The organism is Nesterenkonia sp. AN1 (assembly GCF_000582475.1).
In the GTDB taxonomy this organism is placed as follows: Bacteria; Actinomycetota; Actinomycetes; order Actinomycetales; family Micrococcaceae; genus Nesterenkonia; species Nesterenkonia aurantiaca.
Map to the genome: position 1 here is coordinate 1 of NZ_JEMO01000021.1, position 1,440 is coordinate 1,440.

A 1,440-nucleotide genomic window follows, 5' to 3' on the forward strand; every position below is an offset into this window, starting at 1 on the left:
GGCGGGCCCACGGTTCGACCCCCGCAGGCCGCCTGTCCCCAGGCCGCCAGCATCCCCGCCGCCGGGGCGGCCGCGGCCACCTCGGCGGTGCTCAACACGCCGCTCCGCTCCGCCCGGGCAATCTGCCGGCGTCCACTCTCGGCCAGCACGGCGATCGCGGCCAGCGCTCCCTGAGCGCTCCAGAACCGTCCGGAGCGCACGAGCGGCGCCCAGATGCCAGTGGCGGCGAACGCCCCGGCGAGAGGCCATCCCGCCGCACGCCAGATCTCCTGGGTGCGGGCGGGGCCGCGCGCCTGATGGACCGCGTAGGCGATGGAGGAGGCAAAGATGGGGAACCAGACGGCGAACGTGTAGCTGGCGGGTTGGATCACGTTGGGCGGAGCGTCCTCACCCCGGAACCGTGGACCGTAGAAGGTGGGGAGCAACACCTGGGCGGCAGCCGCCGCGCAGGTGAGGATCTGACGTGAGGAATCTCCTGAAGCAGCTGCCCGCACCCGAACGGGGAGGCTGGGAACGAGGTCTCTCATATGAACTCCTCGGACGTGGGGGGAGAAGCCGCGGAAGCATGAATTCAGGCGGTCTTCCCCGCTGCGCCTGCGTTCAGGGTAGAGCGTCGGGGACAGGGCGGCAAGGCTCCGATGATCGACCTGGAAGGTCCCGGTCCATCAGCGGCGGCGCCTCGGAGGCATCGTCTCCCCGTGACGGCTTCCACGGGATCAGTCCGGTGTCCGGAGTGAGGTGCAGAGAGCAGCTTCGCTCACGCCTGTCGCAGATGCAGGTTCTGTCGAAGCAACACCGACGTCGCTGGTGGCTTTCGATTCCTGGGCGGTTCCCGACCCAGCCGTTCGATCGCGCTGGAGCCCTTGACTGCCGGGCAGAGCCGGACGACACTGAGTGTAAACGGACAGCCGTCCGCAGAATGAAAGGCGATCATGGACATCGGTCTGCTGCTGCTGCGCCTGGTGCTGGCGCTGATCCTGTTCACCCACGCCAGCCAGAAGCTCGGCGGATGGTTCGGTGGCAACGGCCTGGCCCGCCAGGGTGAGATCTTCGCGTCCCTGGGCCTGCATCCGGGGCGCGCGATGGTCCTGGCAGCAGGGGTCTCCGAGCTCCTTGCCGCGACCGCGCTCCTGCTGGGCCTGCTCACTCCGGTCGGAGCCCTGCTGGCGGCCGGGACCATGGTGGTGGCCGGAGTGACGATGCAGCTGAACTCCGGGAAGTTCTGGAACATCGCCGGCGGCGGAGAGTACCCCTACGTGCTGGCCGCGGCTGCCGCGGTGCTGGGTTTCACCGGGGCCGGCGCGTACTCGCTGGACGCACAGGTCTCGGGGGAGGCCTGGAGCACGGTGGTCCATGAGCCCGCCACCTGGGTGGGGGCGCTGATCCTGCTGGCGGCGCTGGTGGCCGCCGTGCCGTTCGCGCTGGTCGTCCGCGCGCGCG

General features: G+C 70.1%; 1 protein-coding gene and 1 pseudogene. One reads left to right on the forward strand and one right to left on the reverse strand.

The genetic code is table 11. The features are described from left to right. A pseudogene (locus BG28_RS11590) lies at window positions 1-527 on the reverse strand (hypothetical protein); the annotation flags it as partial. 405 nt (window positions 528-932) lie between these two features. Between BG28_RS11590 and BG28_RS11595 the strand changes: the two are divergent. Next, the coding region (locus tag BG28_RS11595) for a DoxX family protein (protein ID WP_036477006.1) at window positions 933-1,440 on the forward strand (508 nt) is incomplete at its 3' end.